Here is a 22,347-nt window from a genome sequence, read left to right on the forward strand (position 1 = left end):
CGAAGGCCGGGGTCCAGTTGCCATGGGCCATCGAAGGCGCGGCATCTTCGCCTCCCCGCAACGGTCTCCGCACCGCGAGCTTCGCGGGATCTGGACCCCGGCCTTCGCCGGGGTGGGGCCTTTGGCGAATTAAATCGCGTGGCCTTCGACTTCGCTCAGGCTGAACGGGGGCTGGGAGGGATATCCCCTTCTGCGCCCGCTAAGTGAAGTCCAAGCGAATCCCCCATATGAAACGCTAGGCGCACGCCTCCTACTCTGCCACATCTGCGCGCATGAGCCGTACTCCCACTGCTGCCCGCCCCGTTGCCGAACTGACCCTTCGCGGCATCGCGCTGGGCGGGATCATCACGCTGCTGTTCACGGCGGCCAATGTCTATCTGGGGCTGAAGGTCGGGCTGACCTTCGCCACCTCGATCCCGGCGGCGGTCATCTCGATGGCGATCCTGCGCTATCTGCCGAACAGCTCGGTGCTGGAGAACAACATCGTCCAGACGGTCGCCTCGGCGGCGGGGACGCTGGCGGCGATCATCTTCGTGCTGCCAGGTCTCGTCATGATCGGCTGGTGGCAGGGCTTTCCCTACCTCCTGACCGCCGGAATTACGGCCACGGGCGGCATCCTGGGCGTCATGTTCTCGGTCCCCTTGCGCCGTGCCCTCGTCGTCGACACCGACCTCCCCTACCCGGAGGGCCGCGCCGCGGCCGAAGTGCTGAAGGTCGGTGCGGGCAGCCGCGAGGGCGAAGCGGAGAGCGCGACCGGCCTGCGGCTGATCGTCGTCAACGCCGTCGCCTCGGCCGCCTTCGCCGTGCTGACCCAGACCAAGCTGGCGGTGGCCGAAGCCGCCATCTGGTTCCGCACCGGCGCGGGCGCCACGGGCATTTCGGGCGGGCTGTCCTTCGCACTGATCGGGGTCGGGCATCTGGTCGGCCTGTCGGTCGGCATTGCCATGCTGGCGGGGATCGCGATCGGATGGTGGGTGGCACTGCCCATCCTGACCGCCATGGCCCCCTCGACCGGCCCGGTCGCGGAGTGGGCGGGCGGTATTTTCAGCCGCGACGTGCGTTTCCTGGGTGCGGGCGTGATCGGGGTCGCGGCGATCTGGACACTGCTGAAGATCATCGGGCCGGTCATCGGCGGCATCCGTTCCTCGCTCGCCGCCGCCTCCGCCAAGCGCGACGGCACCGTGCTGCCCATCGGCGAGCGCGACCTGCCGATCGGGATCGTCGCGGTCGTCGCGCTGGCGACTTTGGTGCCGATCGCGGGACTTTTGTGGTCGGTGATCGCGGGCGGGCCGCTCGCCGCATCGGGCTTCGCGCTGATCGGCGGCGCGCTGCTGTTCATCTTGCTGATCGGCCTCGTGATCGCGGCCGTCTGCGGGTATATGGCGGGTCTGATCGGGGCCTCGAACAGCCCTGTGTCGGGCATCGGCATCCTGTCGGTGCTGGCCGCAGCGCTGCTCCTCGTCGGCCTGTTCGGGCGCGGCACATCCCCGGAGACCACGCAGGCGCTGGTCGCCTATGCGCTGATCGTCACCGGCGTCGTGTTCGGCGTGGCGACCATCTCCAACGACAATCTTCAGGACCTGAAGACCGGCGAGCTGGTCGGTGCGACGCCGTGGAAGCAGCAGGTGGCGCTGGTCATCGGCGTCGTCTTCGGCAGTCTGGTGATCCCGCCCGTCCTCGACCTTCTCAACGCGACGCTGGGCTTTGCGGGCACGCCGGGGGCTGGCCCCAACGCGCTGTCTGCACCGCAGGCCGCGCTGATCTCGGCCTTGGCCAAGGGGGTGCTGGGCGGTGATCTCAACTGGGGCATGATCGGAATCGGCGCGCTGGTCGGCGTCGGGGTGATCGTGGCGGACGAGGTGCTGGGCAAGCTCGGCTGGTTGCGCCTGCCGCCGCTGGGCGTGGGGCTGGGCATCTACCTGCCCATGTCGGCGACCTTGCCGGTCGTGATCGGCGCCACCATCGGCCATGCCTATGACCGCTGGGCCAAGCGCAGCGCCAACCCCGAGGCCGCCGAGCGGCTGGGCGTGCTGGCCGCGACCGGGCTGATCGTCGGTGAGAGCCTGTGGGGCGTCGGTTTTGCGGGGATCGTCTATCTGACCAACTCGGACGCGCCGCTGGCGCTTGTCGGAGAGGGTTTTGCCACCCCTGCACTGGTCGGGGGGACGATCCTGTTCCTCGGGATCGTGGCGGCGCTGTACCGCTATACGCGCCGCCAGGTTGCGTTCCTGCCTCCAGCGGGCCGCTGATCGCTCATTCCTCCCCTGTAAGGGGAGGTGGCAGGCCGTCAGGCCTGACGGAGGGGTGTCCCGTTACCAAGAAGGAGCCACCCCTCCACCATGCTTCGCATGTGTGTGGGCGAGCTGGTGCCCCCGGCACCATCTTGACGTGCCGGGGGCACGGCAAAGCTCACACACCCTCCCCTTACAAGGGAGGAATAAAGAGAACTTGGCGCAGTATGGAACCGCGCCATCTGGACATCACATCGCGGCCAGCAGCTCGCTGATCTTCACAAAGGCGAAGCCGATCGAGCTGTCCGCGATGCCATAGGGTAGGAACAGCGAGTCGCCATGCCGGATCGCGCCGCAGGAATAGACGACGTTGGGCACATAGCCCTCGCGGTCCTGATCCTTCGCCGCCAGGATCGGCTGCTTCGTCCGGCCAAGCACCTTGGACGGATCGTTCTTGTCGAGCAGCGCGGCACCGATCGAATATTTGCGCATCGCGCCGACGCCGTGGGTCAGCAGCAGCCAGCCCTCGTCCGTCTCGATGGGCGGGCCGCAATTGCCGATTTGCACCAGTTCCCACGGATAGACGGGGGTGAGGATCTTCTCGCCCTCGTCCCAATGCGTCAGCGAGTCAGACTTGAGCAGGAACAGGTTTTCGCCGTCCTGCCGCCCGATCATCATATATTGCCCGGCGACCTTGCGCGGGAACAGCGCCATGCCCTTGTTACGCGCCGCCGCGCCGGTCATCGGCACGAGGTCGAACGCGCGGAAGTCGCGGGTGCGCATCAGTTCGGACTGGATGCCCGAGCCGTCATAGGCGGTATAGGTGCCGATCCACTCGACCGCGCCGTCGTCATGCGTGAACTGGACGATCCGCATGTCCTCCAGCCCCTTGGACTGAGCCTGGGTGATCGGGAAGATGACGGTGCCCGACAGCGTCGAATCGCGGTGACGGTGGACCGTGATCGGGCCGCTCGGTACCTCATACTCGCCCCAGCCATGCACGTCCGTCGCGGTCGCGAAGGGCGGCTCGGGCGCGAGGCGCAGCTGGTTCTGGTCGTTGATGATGCCTTCGCGGAACGCGACCGACGAGATGTGCCCCTCGCCCACCGAGCGCATCGACATCAGGATACGCTGCGACCCCGGCTGGATGCCGGTCTGGTCGAAATGCGGCACCGCCGACGGGTTCATCAGCGCGGCGGCGGCATAGCTGTATTCGTGGCAGAAATAGGCCCCGATCAGCTGGCGCTTTTCGTCGCTGATCTTCGACCCGTCGAGCTTCAGCAGATCCTCGATCTGGTCGTAACGGGTCATGAAGACGCGCCGCGTCTGCCAGTGCCGTGCCTCGAAATCCTTCAGCACGGCTTCCAGCTGGTCGCGGGCTTCCTGCGGCGACATGGCCAGCACTTCGCCCACCAGCCGTTCGGTCCGGCTGGGGGGTGCGCCATTGCCACCGCCCCAAGCGATGTGAAACGGCCGCACCACGACGCGCGAAGGGTCGGCATGAAGCCGCAGCCGGTGGTTGAAAAGATCCATCGCGCTACCGTCTCGCCACTTTACCAAAAACGCTCATCACATCCCCCGAACATGACAGCATGTCAGGCAATGTGACGATCGGCTCCTGCCATGGATGAGGCGGAATGGCAAAGGCTGGCTATCGCGCAATTGGCGAGTTGCAGCGCCAGGATCGACTCGGCACCCTGGTTCCGGTTGAGGCCGGTCGGCATCAGCCCGTCGAAACAGCCGCCGTCCTGCGCCGTCGCCAGCGGCAGGTCGAGGTCGTTGGCGCCCAGGAACCAGCCATAGGCCCGCTCGCCCTCGGCAATCCAGCGCGGGTCGCGGGTGGCGGCATAGGCCGACTGGCATGCCTCGACCGTCGCCTGCGCCTCCAGCGGCTGCTGGTCGAACTGCAACGGCTCGGCATAGGGACGGCCGAAGCTCTCGCTGCCGACCGCCCGGAAACGGCCCTCGGGTGAGGTCTGCTTGCCGACGATCCACTCCAGCGTCGACAGGCCGCAATCGATCAGGTCCTGCCGCCCCAGCGCGCGCCCGGCCTCAATCAGTGCCTGCGGCACGCGGGCATTGTCATAGGCCAGCACGATCTCGAACCACTGCCATTCCGGCCGCCGCGCCTCTTCGAGCAGGGCGAGGTGCAGGGGGGGCAGCTTTTCCAGGATGGCACGCGCCAGCTGATGCCCCGGCCGCGCCTCCAGCATCGCCGCCGCGCCCAGCATCGCAAAGGCCTGCGCCCGGAGCGATCCGAGGTCGAGCGCCAGCGAGGCGGTGGCGTCGAACCACATCTGTGCCCAGTCGCGATGCTTGGCCATCTGCGCATCGCGCGCGGTCACGCCCAGCGCCCAGAGGGTGCGGCCGTTGGAATCCTCCGACCCCACTTCCTCGCACCAGCTGCGGTCGAAGCGCATGAAGTTGCGATAGCGACGCTCTTCCGGGTTCCAGGCATATTGCAGGAACGAGGCGTAGATGGTCGTCCACTTGTCGCGCGTGACCGGATCGATATCCGGCGCCTGGGTCATGAAGATCAGCGCGCGCGCATTGTCGTCGATGCAATAGCCATGACGGCGATCGGGCACCGAATAGATGGCATGCTGCAACATGCCGGTCGAGTCGCTCATCCGCTCGACGGCAGCGATGTCGGCCTTTAGCGGCTTGATGCTGGTCTGGTATGATCCGGCGATCCGACGCGGGCGGGCGGTGATCGCCGATGCCATCTGCTCCAGCGCCGCCTCGGCGAGGCGCGGCCAGATCATGGTGCGGCCACGGGCATAGGCGCGCTTCGACAGGCGGTTGCGTGCCGCCTCGTCGGTCAGCAGGCGGTCGATCTCGCGGGCAAAGGCATCCGCATCGCAGAAATCCACCAGGACGCCGTGATCGTCGGCCAGAATCTCGACCGCATGGACATAGGGCGTGGATACCACCGCCTTGCCGACACCGACCGCATAGGACAGCGTGCCGCTCGTGATCTGGGCAGGGTTGGTATAGGGCGTCGCATAGATGTCGGCGGCCTGGAGATATTCGATCAGTTCGTCATGTTCGACGAACGCATCGACGAAGGCGACATTGTCGGCCACGCCACGCGCCTCGGCCAGTGCCTTCAACCGGTCGCGATACGCCTCGCCCTCATGCGCGATCAAATTGGGATGCGTCGCGCCCAGCACGACATAGAGCAGTTCCGGATGATGCGCGGCAACGGCGGGCAACGCCTCGATGATTGTCTCGATCCCCTTGTTCGGCGCGAGCAGGCCGAAGGTGAAGACGACCTTGCGCCCTTCCCAGCCAAACTTGGCCTTCAATGAATCGGGTGAGATGAGTTCGCGGTCGGGCACGCCATGCGGGATCATCGCGATCTGGCGCGGGTCGGCGCCATAGACGCGCTGGAGAATGTCGCGACCCTTGTCGGCCATGACGATGATCCGGGCGCAGCGGCGGAGCAAACCCTCCATCACCCGGCGCTCATCGGCGGAGGGCTTTTCGAGAACGGTGTGGAGCGTCGCGATCACGGGCAGCGTGGTACGGTCGAGCAGCGCCAGCAGATGCTCGCCGGCGGCACCGCCATAGATGCCATATTCGTGCTGAACCCAGATCGCCTGCGCGCCGCTCGCCTCGATCCGGCGGGCCATGTCGATATAGGCGCCGCGCTCATGCTGCGGGATGGCGGCGGTCACGGCCGGGGGATAGGCATAGCGGCCGGGATGATCGTCCATTGCATAGACATCGACCGACAGCTCGGGAAAGCGATTGCGCAGGGCGGAATAAACGTCGGTGGTGAACGTCGCGAGCCCGCATTGACGGGGCAGGAAATTGCCGATCAGCGCCAGTCGTTCGATCACGGTTCCGTTCGCATCCACCATATCGCTTGTCCTTGCAGGCGAGAGGGAAGCGGAAAGTCCGCAATTCCCCTCGCACTAAGGTTAACCCGCGATGAGCGACGAAGGTTGCAAAGCGTATTACATATTTGCTGCACCGCACCCTTAGGCTGCGTCGAGATGACGTTACGGAACGCTGAAATGTGTGTCCGTGATAGGGATGCAGTATCATCTTGCTCACGACTTCCCTCTCCCCAGGACAGGGGAGAGGGAAGGACGTTTCTCAACGTGCGGGTACGCGGCCGGCGGCGTCGCGGACGGTCTTGCCGTCCGCCGCCGCCTTGGCGTCGGGTTTGAAGCCGGTCTCATAAGAGATGCTGGCCTTCTGGCGCTGCGCCTTGAGGGTCTGGCCCAGTGCATCGGCGATCGCCTTGCGCCGCAGGATTTCCCCCGCCAGCGCTCGCGCCGGTTCGCCGGTGACGGGGGCGGCCATGCGCTGGATGATCGCATTGGCGGTGTAGCTGCCTTGATAGGGCAGCAGGATGGGATCGCCCGATGGCTGCCTGGCCACCTGTGCTGCGATCGCGGTCGGCAGGAACGCCGAGTCGACCAGGACATGATCGCGCGTGAAGGGGGTGGCGTTGCGGGTCAGTTCGTCGGCCAGTGCGTCCAGCGTCTTGAACTGGCCGAGCGCCAGCAGCGCCTCGGTGCTGGCGGGCTGGGCGAAGCGGATCTGGTCGACATAGAATTTCTGCCGCTGCGCGAACTCATAGGGATGCGCGGCGATATAGGCGTCGACCGCCTGGACGTTGGGCACCGGCACAGTGTTGGCCAGCTTCTGCGCCAGCATCTCGACCAGCAGCTTCTGCTCCTGCCGTTCGCGCTGGGCGGCAAATTCGGGGGTCTTGTCGATCCCCATCGCCTGCGCCGCCTGGACCAGCAGGGTGCGGTCGACCAGCTGGGGCAGGATCGCCTTGCGATAGGCGAGACGATCGACGCCCGGCGGCGCATCGGCCAGCTCGGCATCCAGCGCCTGGGTCGTGATCGCCTGTCCGTCGACCTGGGCCACCCCCTTCCCCTCGGGCTTGGACTGGCATCCCGACAGGGCCAGCAGGGCAAGGGGGACGGCGCTCCAGGACCAATGTTTCACGCGAAGAACTCCATGACCACATACCGCACCCGCCCGCAGGCGGATTTCGGCTAGACTGTCGGCGTTCCTGCGTCGGAAGCGGTTGCGATATTCTTATCCCGCCTCTGGGAACGGGAAATTCCGGTGGACGATACGAAAAAACCGGCCGCCCATCGGACGACCGGTTTTCGCTATCGGACGCAGCGCATTCGGCGTGCGCCGCGATGGATGAATCAGGCGATGGCGGCGTTCGGGGTGGTGCCGCGACGGCGCACGGCATAGCCCACCAGCACCAGACCCAGCAGCATCATCGCCCAGGTCGCGGGCTCCGGCACGGCGGTCGGGGCCGAGGCCGCGCCATAGGCCTGGCCATAGGTATAGGACGACACCTTCGTCCCCAGGCCGGTGGTCGGATCGATGGTGTAGATCGCATTGTCCTTCACGCCGAACAGCGCGTCCACCGTCGAGGCCAGCCCGAACATGTCGGTCGTGCCGCCGATCAGCTGGCTGGCACCGGTCAGCGGATTGACGACCGCCAGGCCCAGATTGCTGGCGAGGTACAGCTGCCCCTTGAAGAAGGCCAGATCGCCCGCCGACTCGGGGCTGCCCATCGATCCGATCAGGCTGGCCTGCCCATTGCTGGTGTTGAGCTTGTACAGATTATTGTCGCCCGACCCGTACAGCGTGCCGTCCGCGCCGAAGACCAGGCCGTTGACGAACGAACCCATCGAACCAAGTACGGTCGTCGCGCCGCCGGTCGTCGAAAGCTTGAACAGGGTGCCCCCGTCGACGCCGAACAGATCGCCGCCATTGTTGAAGGCGATGTCGTACATCACCGTGCCGGTGTTGCCCAGGACGGTGCTCACCTTGGTGGTCGTGTCATAGGACACGAGGCCACCATTGGAATCGTTGATGATGATCGTCGGATTGGCGCTTGCCGCTCCTGCCGTGCCGAGCCCGATCAGCGTGGCAACGGCCATGGCGAAATGTTTGACGATCTTCTGCACGGCCCTGGTCCCTTTCGCATCCCGATGACGCGTTCCTTATCGCACCACATAAATTGCGAGTCGGACGGCTTCAAGGATGGACGATGTTTCACATCGGGATGAAGCAGGGGTTAAGCCGCGGGCCGATCAGCCGCGGCCGCGATAGCCCGCCACGCCCTGATCGGGCAGCCACAGATCGGCGGGCGGGGCCGAGGATTGCCAGAACACGTCGATGGGGATGCCGCCGCGCGGATACCAATATCCGCCGATGCGAAGCCATACCGGCTTCATTTCCTCGAACAATCGCTCGCCGATGCCGACGGTGCAATCCTCGTGGAAACCGGCATGGTTGCGGAAGCTGCCCAGGAACAGCTTCAGCGACTTGGATTCGACGATCGTCTCGCCGGGCACATAGTCGATAACCAGATGTGCGAAGTCGGGCTGTCCGGTCACCGGGCAGAGCGAGGTGAATTCGGGCGCGGCGAACCGGATCAGATAGGTACGCCCCGGACGGGGGTTGGGAACATAATCGAGCACCGCCTCTTCCGGGGAAGCGGGCAGCGCGCTGGTCTGGCCGAGATGCTTCATGAAAGGCCATGTAGGACAGCCATGCCCAAAGCGCCAACGCTGATCCCCATTCTCGGCGACCAATTGTCGATGAACCTGTCATCGCTGGAGGGCACCGATCCCAAACGCACCGTCCTGCTGATGATGGAGGTGGAGGACGAGACGGGTTACGTCCGCCACCACAAGGCCAAGATTGCCTATATCCTGTCCGCCATGCGCCACCATGCCGAGGCCTTGAGGAAGGCGGGCTGGCGGGTCGATTATGTCAAGCTGGACGACCCCGATAGTACGGGCAGCTTCACCGGCGAAGTCGCCCGCGCGGTCGGGCGGCACGATCCCGAGCGGATCGTCGTGACCCAGGCGGGCGAATGGCGGGTCGCCGCGATGCTGGAGGCGTGGGAGACGATGTTCGGCATCCCCGTCGACATCCGCCCCGACACCCGCTTCATCGCCAGCCAGGCCGAGTTCGAGGATTGGGCGAAGGATCGCAAGGAACTCCGCATGGAGTTCTTCTACCGGCTGATGCGCCGCAAGACCGGCCTGCTGATGAAGGGCGAAAAGCCCGAGGGCGGCAAGTGGAATTACGACGCCGACAACCGCAAGCCCGCGCCCAAGAAGGACGTACCGCCCGAACCGCTGAAGTTCGCGCCCGACACGATCACTCGCGAGGTGCTGGCACTGGTCGCCGGACGGTTCGACAATCATCCCGGCGCGCTCGACGGCTTCGCCTATGCCGTCACCGCCAAGGAGGCGCAGAAACAGGCCGAGGCCTTCATGGCGCACGGCCTGCCCAAATTCGGCGACTATCAGGACGTGATGCTGACCGGGCAGCACCAGCTTTGGCATTCGGTCCTGTCGCCCTATATCAATTCGGGGCTGCTCGACCCGCTCGACCTTTGCCGGATGGCAGAGGGGGAATATGAGGACGGCAATGCCAGCCTCAACTCGGTCGAAGGCTATATCCGCCAGATCATCGGCTGGCGCGAATATGTACGCGGGCTCTACTGGCATGTCGGGCCGGATTATGTGGAGCGCAATTTCCTGCGCGCGCATCGGAAATTGCCCGGCTTCTACTGGACCGGCGAGACCGACATGCACTGCATGGCCGAAGCGCTGGGCCAGACGCTCGACACCGCGCATGCCCATCATATCCAGCGGCTGATGGTGACGGGCAATTACGCCATCCTGATCGGCGCCGACCCGGCGGAGGTGCATCGCTGGTATCTGGAAATCTATATCGACGCCTATGAATGGGTTGAGCTGCCCAATGTCGTCGGGATGAGCCAGTTCGCCGATGGCGGCATCATCGCGTCCAAGCCCTATGTGTCGTCAGGGGCCTATATCAACCGCATGTCGGATTATTGCGGGCATTGCCGTTACGACGTGAAGCAGCGGGTGGGCGAGGACGCCTGCCCGTTCAACGCACTCTATTGGGACTTCCTCGCCCGGCATGAAGAGCGGTTCGAGCGGAATGTGCGGATGGCGATGGCGTATCGGAACTGGAACCGAATGGCGGAGGCGGACCGCAAGGCGGTGCGGGCGCAGGCGGCGAGGTATTTGGAGGGGCTGGAGTGATTCCCATGGCCTTCGACGTCGCTCAGGCGGAACGGAGTTTGGGATAAGCCTCCCTCACCTCTAGCCGCTCCCCTCCCGCAGGCGGGAGGGGATGGGGGAGGGTCGGGAGTCTCACAGAGACCAACGCCCGTGGCCCCTGCCCCTCCCCAACCCCTCCCCCTGCCGGGAGAGGGGCTTTAGCTTGGCTTGCGACCCCGCCCCCAACGCGCCTAGGTACGGACCCACCGACCGAGGAGCCCCAAGATGCCGCCACTCATCACCCCGCAGGACCTCGCCGCCATCGCAGGCGAGGCGGACGTGCGCATCCTCGACGTCACCTATTTCCTCGATGACCCGGACGGCTCCAGGGCCCGGCGCGGATTCGAGGACGGGCATATCCCCGGCGCCCGCTTCCTGCCGATGGGGATGCTCGCCGACCCCGACAGCGACCTGCCGATGACGCTGCCGCCGCCCGAGCATTTCGCCCATGCGCTGAGCGAGGCGGGGGTCGGCCATGCCGACCGGATCGTCCTCTACGACCGTTCCCCGCTGCACAGCGCCGCGCGGGTCTGGTGGTTGCTCAGCCTGTTCGGTGCCGAGTCGGTAGCGCTGCTCGACGGCGGTCTGGAGGCTTGGTGCGCCGCCGGTCACCCGGTCACGATCGGCCCGGCGGGCGCGCCCGAAGCGCCCGGCCTGTTCCTCGCGCAAACCGACTTGGCGCGCGTGCGCAGCCTTCGCGAGGTCCGCACCCATGTCGAGGCGGGCGATGCCCAGATCGTCGATGCCCGCTCCCCCGGCCGCTTCGCTGGGGCCGAGCCCGAACCGCGCCCCGGCGTCGAGCCCGGCCACATTCCCGGCGCACTGAACCTGCCCTATTCCCGGTTGTTCGAGGCCGATGGCCGATGGAAATCCCCGGACGCCATCGCCGCCGAATTCGCCGCCGCCGGGGTGGATCCCGCCAAGCCGATGGTCGCCACCTGTGGCTCCGGCGTCACCGCCTGCGTTCTCGCCTTCGGGGCGGAGCGGATCGGCGGCCTGATGCCGGTCTATGACGGTAGCTGGACCGAATGGGGCTCCGACCCCAGCACCCCCAAAGCGAAAGACGCTTGAAACGATGACCGACGACGACCTGCCCATCAAGCCCGCCACCCGTCTGGTCCAGGCGGGCCGCCGCGCCGAATGGACCAGGGGCGTGGTCAACGTCCCCGTCTGGCGCGGCTCGACGGTGCTGTACGACAACGTCGCGCATATGCGCGCCACCGGTGCGGGCGATCTGCACGAGAAGCTGTTCTATGGTCGCAAGGGCCTGCCGACCCAGTGGTCGCTCGCCGATGCGCTGACCAGCCTGGAGCCGGGGGCGGAGGCGACCTTCCTCTACCCATCGGGCGTGGCGGCGATCGCGGCGGCGTTGCTGTCGGTGCTGTCGCCGGGCGACGAATTGCTGCTGGTCGACAGCGCCTATGACCCGACGCGTGGGCTGGCCACCGGGTTGCTGGCGCGGATGGGGATCACGACGCGCTTCTACGATCCGCTGGTGGGGGCTGGCATCGCCGAGCTGATCGGCCCGGCCACACGCGCGATCTTCCTCGAAAGCCCCGGCTCGCTGACGTTCGAAGTGCAGGATATTCCCGCCATCGTCGACGTCGCCAAGGCCAGAGGCATCACCACGATCCTCGACAACACCTGGGCGACGCCGCTGTTCTTCCCGGCGATCGCAAAGGGCGTCGACCTGACGGTGCTGGCCTGCACCAAGTACATCGTCGGTCATTCGGACGCGATGCTGGGGTCGGTGACGGCCGCGCCGTCGCACTGGGCGGCGCTTCGCGACACGAGTTTTCAACTGGGTCAGGTCGCCAGCCCGGACGACGCCTATCTGGGCAGCCGGGGGCTGCGCACCATGGGCGTCCGCCTCGCCCAGCATCAGGCCAGCGCGCTGACCATCGCCAAGTGGCTCGCCGAACAGCCGGGCGTGGCGCAGGTGCTGCACCCCGCCCTGCCCTCCTGCCCCGGCCATGAGGTCTTCGCGCGCGATTTCCTGGGGTCGAGCGGACTGTTCGCTTTCGTGCTCGACGGCGGCACCGACGCCGCGCGCACCGCAATGCTCGACGGGCTCGCCCATTTCGGGCTGGGGTTCAGTTGGGGCGGTTATGAGAGTCTCGCCATCCCCGCCGATCCGCATCGTTATCGCAGCGTGACTAGCCGCGATTTCGCCGGGCCGCTGATCCGGCTCCAAATCGGGTTGGAGGATACCGACGACCTGATCGCCGATCTCGACCGGGGGCTTGCCCGCTTCCGGGCCGCGCGCGGATGACCCTGTTCGAATGGCTTCAGGCGAGCGGCATCGAACTGCCGACCCGTGCGGAGGCCATGGAGGCGGCGGCCGCCTCGGTCCTGACGCTCGCCATGCTGGCGGGCGGGGTGGTTGCGGGGCGCAAGCTCGGCCCGCCCATCGCCGCCATGGTACAGCGTTTCGCCATCGCTCAGGGCGAGACGCTGCACGCCCGCATCTGCGCGATCACCCGACACGGGGCCGCCGCCTTCCTGCTGATGACCTTGGGCGCGATCTGGCCCTGGGCGTCGCTGGCGGGTGTGCCGATCGGGCTGGCGCTGGGCGCGTCGGTGGCGCGGGCGGGGTTCCAGCTGTTGCGCGGACTGAACCTGCCGCGCTGGCTGGCCTGGGTCTTTGCCATCGTCTGTTTCGTGGCGTTGTTCAGCCGCGAGATCGGCGGGCTCGAGCCGGTCAGCCGCCTGGCCGAGCAGATCGGCTTTACCGTGGGGTCGCGGCGATTCTCGGTCATGCTGCTGGTGACGATGCTGGTCACGGTGGTCGCGATCCTCGCCGTCACCCGCGCCGTCACCCGGATCACCGAGCAGTGGATCGGCCATGCGCGCGGGCTGGACCCGACGCAGAAGCTGCTGGCGCAGAAACTCGCCAGCATTGCCATCGTCGTCATCGCCTTCTTCTTCGCGATGGACCTGCTGGAGATCGACCTGACCAGCCTGGCGCTGTTCTCGGGCGGTTTCGGCCTGGCGATCGGTTTCGGACTTCAGAAGACGATCGGCAATCTGATCGCCGGGATCATCCTGCTGATGGACCGCTCGATCAAGCCGGGCGACGTCATCGCGCTCCAGAACGAAATCGGATGGGTGAACAAGATCGGCGTGCGCGCCGTCTCGATCATCACGCGCGACGGCAAGGAGCATCTGATTCCCAATGAGAATCTGATGACGCAGGAGGTGGAAAACTGGTCCTATTCCGACCGCAACGTCCGTGTCCGCATCCCCGTCTCCATCGCCTATGACAACGACCTGAAGCTGGCCCAGGAATTGATGCTGCGCGCCGCGCGCGAATCACCGCGCGTCCTGAAAAGCCCCAAGCCGACCGTCTGGCTGATGAGCTTCGGCGATTATGCGCTTCAGCACGAAATCCTGGCGTGGATCAGCGACCCGGAAAGCGGCGTCGGCAATGTCCGTTCCGACGTGCTCAACCGCCTGTGGTTCCTGTTCAAGGAGCATGGCATCGGCCTGCCCTATCCCCAGCGCGACATCCATATCCGATCGCTGCCGACGGGGATGCGGCACGAGAATCTCGACGCTTGATCTGTGTTATTTGCGCAACATCGCGTCATCCGAGCATCAGTCTATGTTCGATTATACTTGTGCAGCGCACCACGGCCTGCCAATCTTTCACAACTCGCAAGGCAGACGGTCCGCCGGGTTTGACCCGACACATAGAGGCCGCACCGATGCGAGGTTGCAGGTGAGAACATCGAATTTCCGTTTGAAAGGGAAACGATGCGCTTCTCCACGATCCTCCTTGGCGGCCTCTCGCTGGTCGCCGCGACGCCCGCCTTTGCGCAGGACAGCGCCGGTGCGGATACCGCGCCGCCTTCGCCGATCACGGTCAGCGGCAGCGCCGCGATCCTGACCGACTATCGCCTTCGTGGCGTGTCGCAGACCAACAAGAATGCCGCCGTCCAAGCGGCACTGACCGTCGCGCATGAAAGCGGCTTCTATATTGGCACCTTCGCGTCGAACCTGGCGGGCTGGGGCACGTTCGGCGGCGCCAATATGGAGCTGGACGGCATTGCCGGGTACAAGCACACATACGGCACCGCGACCGTCGATGCGGGCGTGACCTGGTACACCTATCCGGGTGGCGCCTCGGAAACCGATGTGGTCGAGTTCTTCGGCCGCCTGTCGGGCACCGCCGGCCCCGCGACGCTGACCGCCGGTGCCTATTATGCGCCCAAGCAGACCTCGCTCGGCAACTTCTCCAACACCTCGTACAGCCGGGGCCAGCGTTGGGATAACGTCTATCTGACCGGCGACGGCGCGGCGGGCATTCCGGGTACGCCGATCACCGCCAAGGCGCATATCGGCTATTCCAAGGGCAATCCGGGCCTGGGCCCCAACGGCACCAGCCTGTCGCCGACCGGAAGCTATTGGGACTGGTCGCTGGGTGCCGATGTCGCGGCGTACAAGAACCTGACCTTCAACGTCTCGTACATCGACACCGACATCACCAAATCGAAGGCGGCCTATCTGCAGCCGAACTTCTCGCAATATCAGACGGCGGGGGGCGCCTCGATCTCGGATGCGACGGTGGTGTTCTCGCTGACGGCCGCTTTCTAAAAGATATAATGGCTTTTCGGGGGTGAAAGGGCGGTGCCGGTGACGGCGCCGCCCTTTTCCATGACCGGCCTTTTCCATGGCGGGGGCGAAAAAGCCCCCTCGCCTGGGGTCGAAGGCACACCTAAGCTGACGCCCTCTCGCCGTGGAGTGCGTTCGATGACCCGGTTCCGACACACCGCCCTGTCATTCGGCCTGTTGTCCGCGCTTGTCGTTCCGTCCGCGGCGGCCTGGTCGCTCCAAAACGCGCTCCCCATTGCGCCGGTCAAGCCCGGTGGCTCCGGTCGGGTGCTGATCCAGTGGATGCCGGGCGAGATACGCTGCAACGGCGTGGCCGTGACGGGGCAGCCGATCCGGCGGCCCTGGAACCAGTTGGGTTGGAGCGGCAACGAGACGCAGCGCGCCGTGACCATCCGCTTCACAATCGACCCGAGCGGTCGTCCGATCTCGCTGACCCGAGAGACGACCGCCTATGTGCCGCAGTCCGAGCATGTCGCACCCGCGCTCGCCGCCAGCCGCTTTGCCGCCCGGTCGCCGCAACAGGATTGCTCCGTCACCTATGTGATGCGCGGCAGCGCCCTGACCGCGGCGGACGCGCAGGAACTGATGGCCTATACGGTCCACCCGGTGTCGGGGCCGCTGCCGGACGAAGGGTGGCAGCGGATTCGCGAAGCGGCTGGCGATTGCCTGACCAACCCCCAGCCCCAGCCGCTCGAACGGCATTTCCCCGACTTCGCGACCATCGCCGCCACACCCGGCGTGCAGGACTGGTCGATGATCCGCTATGACCTTGATGCGGACGGACGGACGCGTGGCGCGGCGCTGCTGGCGGGCACCGGCAACCGGGCGCTGGATAGCGCCGCGCTGAAGGCGATCCGCGAGTCGCGCTTTACCAAGGGGGCGAAGACCGGCTGCCTCTATCCCTATTGGCGGGCCGCGGCCAAGCTGCCCGCCCCCGACATGCCCGAGACGATCCGCGCCACCAAGCTCGCGGGCAACTGCCCCGACGAGCATGGCTGGGCCGTGCCGCCACAGCTTCGCTTTCCCGAACCCTATCGCCGCCGCTCGATCGAGGGCTGGGCGGTCATCGGCTATGACGTCGCGCCCTGGGGCCAGACGGGCAATCTGAGGGTCATCCCGGCCCAACCCTCCGACGAGTTCGGGACGCAGGCGCTGGGCATGATCCGCGACGCCAAGCTGCCGAGCAGCCCGCAGGGCTATACCGGCTGTGTCGACCGGGTACGGTTCAAGATCGCCCCGGAGCCCTCGCCGAGTGCGGGCGGCGAAGGCGGCGCGCCGGTGCCCGGCTCCTGAATCTCTTCCTCCCCTGACAGGGGAGGTGGCAGGCCGAAGGCCTGACGGAGGGGTGTCACACTTTGCGAGGGCGTCCTACTTCTCGATCGGTGACACCCCTCCACCATGTTCCGCATGGTCCCCCTCCCCTTGCAGGGGAGGGATTGGGCGGCCCCAATGAAAAAGGGCCGGACAGGCGATCCGCCCCCGGCCCTTTTCCTCAATCGTCGTACGGCGTCACTTGGTGGCGGCGCGTGCGTCCTGGCCGTCGCCTTCGGGGGCGGCGACGATGTCGCGGGTCGTCGCGCCCTTGTCGACGACGTTGGTGCCGGGATCGCCCACCGACGAGCGGATGCCCGCATCGGCGCTATCGGCCCCGGCATTCTGCACCAGGCCATATTCCGACTGGCTGCGTGCCGCCTGACCGCCGAACAGCGCGTCCAGCGTCTGCTGCTGGCCGCTGCGGGTCTGGACGGGGGCGGCGCCCGGCTGCGGCGGGACCAGCGCGAAGTCGGGCGGGATCACCAGCGAGGGCTGGCGCGCGACGGCGAATTCGTCGGGGCGCGCCCGGTCCAGGCCACGCCCGGCCCCACATCCCGTCAGCAACGCGGCGCAGGACAGACCTGCGATGACGGGCACCAACTTACGCATTGCTCTTCTCCACGGGAGCGGGCCGGTCGCGCACGAGAAGCGCGCGGGCCAGCAAAACCAGAACGCCTATCGTAATCGCTGCATCGGCGACATTGAAGACCAAAAAGGGACGCCACTCGCCGAAGTGCAGATCGGCGAAGTCGACGACATAACCGAAGCGCACCCGGTCGAGGATATTGCCCAGCGCACCGCCCAGCACACAGCCGAGTGCGACCTGGTCCACCGGATTGCGCTCACGCGTCATCCAGAAGGCCACCGCCAGCGCGATCGCCCCGGTCATCGCCACCAACGCCCAGCGCGACGCATTGCTGTCGGCGGTCAGCAGACCCAGCGAGATGCCGTAATTGGGCACGAAACGCAGGTTGAAGATCGGCATGATCTCACGAACGTCACCGAGCGAGCGCAGGCCCATCGGCCCGGTCATCGCCCATTTGATGATCTGATCGACCAGGAACAGCGCCAGCGCCGTCACCAGTCCACGCTTGGGCAGATTAGCCATGCGCAACCACCTCGGCACAACGGCCGCACAGCTCGCCGTCCGCCGAAACGTCGGGCAGGTGACGCCAGCAGCGACCGCATTTGTGCTTCTCGGTACGGGTCACGCCGACGGTCTCGGCCAGGCTGACATCGGCGACGATGAACGCCTCGGCCAGCGCGTGCGGCTCCAGCGGCAGCGACGGGACCGTCACCTCCGCCTCGTTGGACGAACGCACGGTCTTTTCGCGGCGCAGCGGCTCGATCGCCTCGGTCACCTGTGCGCGAAGCCCGCGGATCTCGGTCCAGCGCGCCATCAGCGCCTCGTCCTCGCCCAGCTGCGGCAGTTCCGGCCATTCGAGCAGATGGACCGAGCCATCCTCCGACGGGAAGCGCGACTGCCACACTTCCTCGGCGGTGAAGCACAGGATCGGCGCGGCATAGCGGACCAGCGCGTGGAACAGGATATCGAGCACGGTGCGATAGCTGCGACGCTTGGGATCGGTCGCGGCATCGCAATAGAGCGAGTCCTTGCGGATATCGAAGAAGAAGGCCGACAGGTCCTCATTCGCGAAATCGGTCAACGCGCGCAGATAGCGGTTGAACTCGAAAGCCTCGGCCGCGCGGCGCAGCTCGGTATCGAGCGCGGTCAGACGTGCCAGGACATAACGCTCCAGCTCGGGCATCGCATCGAACGAGATGCGCTCTTCCTCGCTGAACCCGTCGAGCGCGCCCAGCATATAGCGGAAGGTGTTGCGCAGCTTGCGATAGCTGTCCGAGGCGGTGGCGAGAACCTCCTTGCCGATTCGGACATCCTCGAAATAATCGGTCGAGGCGGTCCAGATGCGCAGGATGTCGGCCCCCGACTCGCCGATGATCTTCAGCGGGTCGACGACATTGCCCAGCGACTTGGACATCTTGCGCCCCTGCCCGTCGAGCGCGAAGCCATGGGTCAGCACCGCGTCGTACGGCGCGCGGCCGCGCGTGCCGCACGACTCGAGCAGCGACGACTGGAACCAGCCGCGATGCTGGTCCGAGCCTTCGAGATACAGGTTCGCGCGCGTGCCCTCGCCATAGCGCGCCTCGATCACGAAGGCATGGGTCGAGCCGGAGTCGAACCACACGTCGAGGATGTCGTTGACCGGCTCGTAATCGGCAAGGTTGTAGTCCGCACCCAGCAGCGCCTGGTGATCGGCGGTGAACCACGCATCGGCCCCTCCCGCGCGGAAAGCGTCGAGGATGCGGGCATTGACCGCCTTGTCGGCGAGATACTCGCCGGTCTGGCGGTTCACATAGAGCGCGATCGGCACGCCCCAGGCGCGCTGGCGGCTGATGACCCAGTCGGGACGCCCTTCCACCATGGAACGGATGCGGTTGCGGCTGCGCTCGGGCACCCAGCGGGTGCGCTCGATCGCATCGAGTGCGGTCTGGCGCAGCGTCGCGCCATTGCCCAGCGGCACGGTGAGCAGCGGCGTCACGCCCGAGATCGGGTCGACATTGGCCATCGCCAGATCAGGGATCAGCGCGGTGTCGGCGCGGTCCATTGGGATGAACCATTGCGGCGTCGCGCGGAAGATGACCTTGGCCTTGGACCGCCAGCTATGCGGATAGCTGTGCTGGAAATCGTCCGAGGCGGACAGCAGCGCGCCGACTTCGCGCAGGTCCGCACAGATCGGGCCATCGGCGGAGACGAACTTCTTGTTGATGACGCTGCCCTGGCCGCCCAGCCATGCCCAGTCGGGGCGATAGGTGCCGTCGGCCTGCACCGCGAAGACCGGGTCGATGCCGTGCGCCTTGCACAGCAGGAAGTCGTCCTCGCCGTGATCGGGAGCCATATGGACGAGGCCGGTACCGGCGTCGGTCGTGACGAACTCGCCCGCCAGGAACGGCCGGGGCTTGGCGAAGAATCCGCCCAGCTTGTGCATCGGGTGAAGCGCGGTCGCGCCCTCCAGCACCGGCCCCTTGGCCAGCGCGATGAAGCCCTCCATCGCGATGCCGGTCCGCTTGGTGAAGGCGGGCAACAGCGGCTCGGCGACCAGATAGCGACGGCCGCCGCACTCGAAGTGCAGATAGTCGATCGCCTCGCCATAGCTCAGCGCCTGGTTGACCGGGATCGTCCAGGGGGTGGTGGTCCAGATGACCGCCAGCGCGCCGACCAGATCGGGATATTCGGGGCACGATGCGACCTCGAACCCGACATCGATCTGGGTCGAGACGATGTCTTCATATTCGACCTCGGCTTCGGCCAGCGCGGTCTTTTCGACCGGCGACCACATGACCGGCTTGGCGCCGCGATAGAGCTGGCCCGATTCGGCGAACTTCAGCAGCTCGCCCGCGATCACCGCCTCGGCGTCATAGGTCATGGTCAGGTACGGATTGGCCCAGTCGCCCATCACGCCCAGCCGCTCGAACTGCGCCTTTTGCGTGCCGACCCAGGTGTCGGCATAGGCGCGGCACTCGGCGCGGAACTGCGCGACGGGCACCTCGTCCTTGTTCAGCTTCTTGGCGCGATACGCCTCCTCGACCTTCCACTCGATCGGCAGGCCGTGACAGTCCCAGCCGGGGACATAGGGCGCGTCCTTGCCCATCAGGGTCTGCGAACGGACGATGATGTCCTTCAGCACCTTGTTGAGCGCATGGCCCATGTGAATGTCGCCATTCGCATAAGGCGGGCCGTCGTGCAGGATGAACCGCTCACGCCCGCCACGCTCACGGCGCAGGCGGTCGTACAGCCCCATCTTGGCCCAGCGATCCAGGATCGCCGGTTCCTTGGCGGCAAGTCCCGCCTTCATGGGGAAATCGGTCTTCGGCAGGAAGACGGTGTCGCGGTAATCGGGCGCGTCGCTCATAGGGGACACGCCCTTAACGACTTTAGGTTAACACGTCATGCCGGATTATGCGACGACAGTATTTCGCGCGCACGCGCGCAGTCGGCGTCCATCTGCGTGACCAGCGCATCGAGCGAATCGAACTTCGCCTCGGGCCGCAGATAGTCGATCAGCTCGACCGACAGGCGCTGCCCGTACAGGTCGCCGCCGAAATCGAAGAAATGCGGCTCCAGCAATTCCTTGGGCGGATCGAACTGGGGGCGGATGCCCAGATTGGCGGCACCGTCCAGCACCCGGCCGTCGTCCAGCCGCCCGCGCACCGCATAGATGCCGTAAGCCGGGCGCAGATATTCGCCCATGTCGAGATTGGCGGTCGGATAGCCGATGGTGCGGCCCAGCTTGTCGCCATGCTGCACCACGCCCTGGATGGTATAGGGCCGGGTCAGCAACCGCGCCGCCGTCTCGGGATCGCCCGCCGCCAGCGCGGCGCGAATCCGGCTGGACGAGATCGTCTCGCCGTCCAGCATCACCGGCGCCACCGCATCGGTCGAAAAGCCCTGCGTCCGGCCCCAGGCGCGCAGGGACGTCACATCGCCGCTGCGCGCGCGGCCGAAGGTGAAGTCCTCGCCCGTCACCACACCGCCGACCCGCAAGGCGCCCAGCAGGCGCGCTTGCACGAAATCCTCCGCCGACAGCGCCGCAAGGTCGGTGTCAAAACCGAACACCACCATCGCATCCACGCCCGCCGCCGCGAACAGCCGCTCGCGCTGGTCGAGCGTGGTCAGGCGGAAGGGCGCGGCGTCGGGCTTGAAGTAACGGATCGGATGCGGGTCGAAGGTGGCGACCAGTGCGGGCCGCCCTTCGGCGCGCGCACGAGCGACGGCGGCACCGACCACCGCCTGATGCCCCAGATGGAACCCGTCGAAATTGCCCAGCGCGACGATTCCGCCCGCCAGATGCGCCGGGATGGGCCCCGCGCCGTCAACACGCTGCATGACCGCGCGCTATAACAGGCCGCGCCGAATTGGCTAGGCGCGCGACAGGATGCGATTGCCGAGGCCCCCGCTCGCCAGATCGCGCAGCATGTCGGCGCGCGTCAGCACCTCCTCCAACGGCACGCCGACACCGACCGCGACGCCGCCCGACATGGTGACCGCCCCGATCGGCTCCCCCGACCCACGCAGGCGCAGCGTCCGTTCGCGCATGGCGACTCGCGCATCCTCCATCATGCCCGCCAGCGTGGACAAAGGGCGCCCGCGCAGCACGATCAGGAACAGATTGCCCTGCCAGCGGATAATCTCCGTCCCCTCGCACGACTGACGCAGCGTGGCGACGAAGGCGCGCAGCACATTGTCGGCGACCGAACGCCCGTAACGCTCGTTGATCCCCTCCAGATCGTCCAGGCTGCACGCTGCCAGCACATAGCCATGCGGCTCGTTGGCCAGCCGCTCGACCATCGCCTGCGCACCGGTCCGGCTGGTGACGCCGGTCAACTGGTCGATCCGATCGTCGGTTTCGCCGGGCTCCATCCGGGAGCGCAGGCCCGCGATATTGCCCGCCAGTTCCTCCAGATCGCGTTCAGTCTTGGAAATGCGGGCGATCAACTGTTCCAGCAGCATCGCGATGGCGCGAGTATCGGGGCCGACATCGTTGCTGCGATGCGCATGGGACAGCGCCGCGACCTGATGCGAGAAATCGCCGGTGATCGCCCTGGCGTCAGAGGTCAGCGCCTCCAGCGTCTCGGCCTGTTCGCCCAGGTCCCGCTCCATCTGGATCCGGCCGAGCCCGAGATCGGCGACCTCATGCTCGCGGACCAGCGGCATCAGTTCGCGGACATCGTCTTCGGTCAGGCGGATACCGCCATCGGTCCGCCGCGCGACCTCACCGCCCAGTGGGCCATAGGGGTGAAGGACCGCCTGTAACGCCAGCGCGTAGCTGGTGGTCGTCCGGTCCAGTCGATGCCGATCGAGGAACGCGACCGCCTCGTGACTGGCGTCCAGGATGCCGACCGGATCACTGTCCGCCCGACGCCCCTGCACATTCCCCCCATCGATGATCATCCGACACTGCCCGCTGCCAAGACGAATGCGGTGAATGCCGCAATTCTTTATCCGAGAATGAGTTTAGGTATGTCGGATCAACAAATGAAGACGGGCCGAAATATTTTTCGCAAAATGGCCA

At 66.4% G+C, this 22,347-nt stretch carries 17 protein-coding genes; 7 read left to right on the forward strand and 10 right to left on the reverse strand.

The features are described from left to right. Window positions 1-272 precede the first annotated feature (272 nt). Window positions 273-2,249: an OPT family oligopeptide transporter gene (locus tag ACWKSV_RS10825; RefSeq protein ID WP_076717538.1), complete on the forward strand. Its 1,977-nt coding sequence runs from the start codon at window positions 273-275 to the stop codon at window positions 2,247-2,249. Window positions 2,250-2,480: 231 nt separating this feature from the next. On the opposite strand, the gene ACWKSV_RS10830 is transcribed toward ACWKSV_RS10825, so the two are convergent. From ACWKSV_RS10830 to queF, 5 genes are all read right to left on the reverse strand, one after another. Next, on the reverse strand, window positions 2,481-3,764 hold the full coding sequence (locus ACWKSV_RS10830) for a glycoside hydrolase family 130 protein (protein ID WP_056436675.1): 1,284 nt from the start codon (window positions 3,762-3,764) through the stop codon (window positions 2,481-2,483). Window positions 3,765-3,826: 62 nt separating this feature from the next. Continuing rightward, complete coding sequence (locus ACWKSV_RS10835) at window positions 3,827-6,097, reverse strand: glycosyltransferase family 4 protein (protein ID WP_076717540.1); 2,271 nt, start codon at window positions 6,095-6,097, stop codon at window positions 3,827-3,829. 238 nt (window positions 6,098-6,335) lie between these two features. Further along, window positions 6,336-7,202, reverse strand: a complete 867-nt coding sequence (locus ACWKSV_RS10840) for a SurA N-terminal domain-containing protein (protein WP_156884325.1) — start codon at window positions 7,200-7,202, stop codon at window positions 6,336-6,338. 212 nt (window positions 7,203-7,414) lie between these two features. Beyond that, window positions 7,415-8,188, reverse strand: coding sequence for a PEPxxWA-CTERM sorting domain-containing protein (locus ACWKSV_RS10845; protein WP_076717544.1), 774 nt, complete (start codon window positions 8,186-8,188; stop codon window positions 7,415-7,417). A 126-nt stretch (window positions 8,189-8,314) separates the two neighbouring features. Then, window positions 8,315-8,755 (reverse strand): preQ(1) synthase, encoded by a 441-nt coding sequence (queF, locus tag ACWKSV_RS10850; RefSeq protein ID WP_007403692.1) that lies wholly within the window; start codon window positions 8,753-8,755, stop codon window positions 8,315-8,317. 21 nt (window positions 8,756-8,776) lie between these two features. Between queF and ACWKSV_RS10855 the strand changes: the two genes are divergently transcribed. From ACWKSV_RS10855 to ACWKSV_RS10880, 6 genes are all read left to right on the forward strand, one after another. Continuing rightward, a complete protein-coding gene (locus tag ACWKSV_RS10855) occupies window positions 8,777-10,309 on the forward strand; it encodes a cryptochrome/photolyase family protein (RefSeq protein WP_076717547.1) in 1,533 nt (510 codons plus the stop codon). Window positions 10,310-10,552: 243 nt separating this feature from the next. Further along, the gene (locus ACWKSV_RS10860; RefSeq protein ID WP_076717549.1) at window positions 10,553-11,398 is read left to right on the forward strand and encodes a sulfurtransferase; all 846 of its coding nucleotides are present in this window, start codon (window positions 10,553-10,555) and stop codon (window positions 11,396-11,398) included. 4 nt (window positions 11,399-11,402) lie between these two features. Then, window positions 11,403-12,599: a cystathionine beta-lyase gene (gene metC, locus ACWKSV_RS10865; protein WP_076717551.1), complete on the forward strand. Its 1,197-nt coding sequence runs from the start codon at window positions 11,403-11,405 to the stop codon at window positions 12,597-12,599. Continuing rightward, complete coding sequence (locus ACWKSV_RS10870; protein ID WP_076717553.1) at window positions 12,596-13,888, forward strand: mechanosensitive ion channel family protein; 1,293 nt, start codon at window positions 12,596-12,598, stop codon at window positions 13,886-13,888. The genes metC and ACWKSV_RS10870 overlap by 4 nt, the downstream gene beginning before the upstream one ends. Before the next feature lie 195 nt (window positions 13,889-14,083). Next, window positions 14,084-14,923: a TorF family putative porin gene (locus tag ACWKSV_RS10875; protein ID WP_083706712.1), complete on the forward strand. Its 840-nt coding sequence runs from the start codon at window positions 14,084-14,086 to the stop codon at window positions 14,921-14,923. A gap of 156 nt (window positions 14,924-15,079) precedes the next feature. Next, window positions 15,080-16,234, forward strand: coding sequence for an energy transducer TonB (locus ACWKSV_RS10880; protein ID WP_483666795.1), 1,155 nt, complete (start codon window positions 15,080-15,082; stop codon window positions 16,232-16,234). A gap of 216 nt (window positions 16,235-16,450) precedes the next feature. Here the strand turns inward: ACWKSV_RS10880 and ACWKSV_RS10885 are convergent, their stop codons facing one another. From ACWKSV_RS10885 to ACWKSV_RS10905, 5 genes are read right to left on the reverse strand one after another with little or no spacing between them, the layout of a single operon-like run. Beyond that, window positions 16,451-16,864 (reverse strand): DUF3035 domain-containing protein, encoded by a 414-nt coding sequence (locus tag ACWKSV_RS10885; RefSeq protein ID WP_042489683.1) that lies wholly within the window; start codon window positions 16,862-16,864, stop codon window positions 16,451-16,453. Then, window positions 16,857-17,363, reverse strand: coding sequence for a signal peptidase II (lspA, locus tag ACWKSV_RS10890; protein WP_076717555.1), 507 nt, complete (start codon window positions 17,361-17,363; stop codon window positions 16,857-16,859). Before lspA ends, ACWKSV_RS10885 begins: the two co-directional genes overlap by 8 nt. Beyond that, complete coding sequence (gene ileS / locus ACWKSV_RS10895) at window positions 17,356-20,187, reverse strand: isoleucine--tRNA ligase (protein WP_076717557.1); 2,832 nt, start codon at window positions 20,185-20,187, stop codon at window positions 17,356-17,358. The genes lspA and ileS overlap by 8 nt, the downstream gene beginning before the upstream one ends. A gap of 35 nt (window positions 20,188-20,222) precedes the next feature. Next, the gene (locus ACWKSV_RS10900) at window positions 20,223-21,161 is read right to left on the reverse strand and encodes a bifunctional riboflavin kinase/FAD synthetase (RefSeq protein ID WP_076717559.1); all 939 of its coding nucleotides are present in this window, start codon (window positions 21,159-21,161) and stop codon (window positions 20,223-20,225) included. 33 nt (window positions 21,162-21,194) lie between these two features. Beyond that, the gene (locus ACWKSV_RS10905; protein ID WP_076717561.1) at window positions 21,195-22,226 is read right to left on the reverse strand and encodes a GGDEF domain-containing protein; all 1,032 of its coding nucleotides are present in this window, start codon (window positions 22,224-22,226) and stop codon (window positions 21,195-21,197) included. Window positions 22,227-22,347: the final 121 nt, after the last annotated feature.

Source organism: Sphingomonas sp. SphC10 (assembly GCF_057004845.1).